This is a genomic window from Pseudomonas sp. GM78 (assembly GCF_000282475.1).
In the GTDB taxonomy this organism is placed as follows: Bacteria; Pseudomonadota; Gammaproteobacteria; order Pseudomonadales; family Pseudomonadaceae; genus Aquipseudomonas.
This window is the reverse complement of record NZ_AKJF01000111.1, coordinates 1-2,229: the sequence shown is the minus strand read 5'-3', so window position 1 is coordinate 2,229 and position 2,229 is coordinate 1. Positions and strand designations below refer to the sequence as shown.

Annotated in this window: 1 protein-coding gene and 1 pseudogene; one reads left to right on the top strand and one right to left on the bottom strand. The window is 51.4% G+C overall.

Translation table 11 applies throughout. The annotated features are described in order from the left end of the window. Positions 1 to 374: 374 nt before the first annotated feature. Positions 375 to 1,481 (top strand): RHS repeat-associated core domain-containing protein, encoded by a 1,107-nt coding sequence (locus PMI35_RS34065; protein WP_008061058.1) that lies wholly within the window; start codon positions 375 to 377, stop codon positions 1,479 to 1,481. Positions 1,482 to 1,611: 130 nt separating this feature from the next. Here PMI35_RS34065 and PMI35_RS0132800 read toward each other — a convergent pair. Then, a pseudogene (locus PMI35_RS0132800) lies at positions 1,612 to 2,229 on the bottom strand (NAD(P)H-dependent oxidoreductase); the annotation flags it as partial.

Genomic DNA, 2,229 nt, shown 5'->3' with positions numbered 1-2,229 from the left:
GGACGTCTTGATGAGCCCTGGCTGGAGCTCCACCGGATCGTTGGCCGATCCCGGTGTTCGGCGTGATGGAGGCTACAAGCCGGCCACTGCACCAACAATTCCATTCTCGGCGACATCAGTGTTTGCGTATTCAGAACAATGGGGCGGGGATACGAACGTGCTGAAGATCAAACTGAAGGAGCGAGGCTTGCCCGCGAAGGCGTCAGGTCAGCCAACATCGATGTTGGATGTACCGGCCTCTTCGCGGGCAAGCCTCGCTCCTACAGTATTCTCAGGTGTACACAGGTTTTCGACTATCAGTTCTGCTAGTTCCCGCCTCAAACAATCCCATTGATACTCAAGCCCTCCCAGACCCTGAAAGCTCGGAGCGCCCAATGTCCAATCCAAAGCAACCCTGGCTCATCTGCTACAGCTACGATCCGCTGGATAAACTGACCAGCCATTCTCTGTCCGATACCCCGGAACGCCATCGCTTTTACTGCAAAAACCGACTGGCCACCGAGATTCAGGGTGCAATCGGGCACTCCATCGTCCAGCACGGTGACTTTTTGTTGGCGCAGCAACAGCGTGAAGACAATGCACTCGATACCACTTTATTGGCTACCGACGTGCAGCGCTCGGTACTGCATACACTCAAGAAAGACGGCGAACGACGAGCCAGCGCCTACAGTCCCTACGGACATCAGACTGCATTGAGTGGCCCGCTCAGTTTGCTGGGATTCAATGGCGAACGACCAGACCCTGTGACCGGACATTATTTGTTGGGTAACGGGTATCGAGCGTTTAATCCGGTGCTGATGCGATTTAATAGTCCAGACTATTTGAGTCCATTTGGAAAAGGTGGATTAAACTGCTATGCATATTGCCTTGGGGATCCAATTAATTTCGGTGATTTCAATGGTCATAGCCGATTCAATTTTTTGGCAGACCTGTACAAAAATTCTTCCATATCACAAGTATCTAGTAAACACCTCACAAACCAATATAATTTTGCGGACTATTTAGATCAAACAGCAGGCCCACTCTCACCAAATGATCTAGCCATGCGTAATACTGAAATAATGCTTGGTGCAACACCAGGTAGCCGGATAGAAGCCCTGCTTAGCGGTGAAAGTAGCAGCTCCGTCAAAGCCTGGAACCAGAAAACCGGACTGCACAATATAAAGCAGCACGTCAAATACCAAAAACATAGCTCGCCAACGCACGAAGTAATTAGTGCAGGATTAAGAGGTGAATTGAATGGTGTTCTGCCCGAGAGAGCAAACGAACTTTCGGTATTGATATCTGAAGGGAAATTTTCTGTAACAGCAAACTTAAGGGTGGTGCATAGACCTGGAAAATCAAATTTCATGATGGACGTACCTAGGCAAATAGAGATCTACAGACAGGCTGGCGAACCTTTGCCAACGGCCTTCGGCTCAGGAATTGGAGATATTCAGGTAATAAGAAACGCTGCAGAAATCCGCTTTGAAGTCTCTTAGGGAAATATTACAAACAAAACAACAAAAACACATAAGCAAGTTTGCTCACGTCTTCGGCGGATCAGACAACATTTTGAGTCTGATGGCCTAATCGCGAGCAAACTCGCTCCTGCAAGGTTTGTGAAGTATGTCAGGCACCATAGGGCAATGGATACAACTGCCCATCAAACTGCGACAACCTCGGAAACACGAGTGCCAGGTCGTCGCTCAGGTGTTGCAGACGCTGGGTGTAATCCACCAGGAATTGCTGCCGCGCCTCATCACTGATATACGGCACATGCCAAGCCACAAAAGGCTCCAGCACATCAAACCCGACATACGCCAACGTCCCACGCAAAATCGGCCGCAACATGTCCTGCAACGGCCCATGGATAGCCTCTTCACCGAACATGTGTTCACGCCCACCCAAGGTCACGGTAACCAAGGCCTTTTTGCCGGCCAGGCCGCCCTGATCGTAGAAGCGCTTGCCGCCATAACAGATACCCGACACCAGCACCCGATCGATCCAGACCTTGAGCATGGCCGGGGCGGAGAACCAGAAGATCGGGAAGTTCAGGATCAACAGGTCGGCCCACAGCAGTTTGCCCAGATCGGCTTGGATGTCCGCCGCCAGCGACTGGCTTTCACGCCCAGGCGTTGTTCGAGCGCATAGACCAGGTATTCGGGATTTTCCCGCTTTGAAAAGTCATCGGCACTGGCCACCGGGTTCCAGTTCAGTCGCAGATGGGACGTCTTGATGAGCCCTGGC

Excerpts from the sequence above, each read along its gene's own strand:
- PMI35_RS34065 (WP_008061058.1), top strand. The coding sequence starts at position 375 with ATGTCCAATCCAAAGCAACCCTGGCTCATCTGCTACAGCTACGATCCG.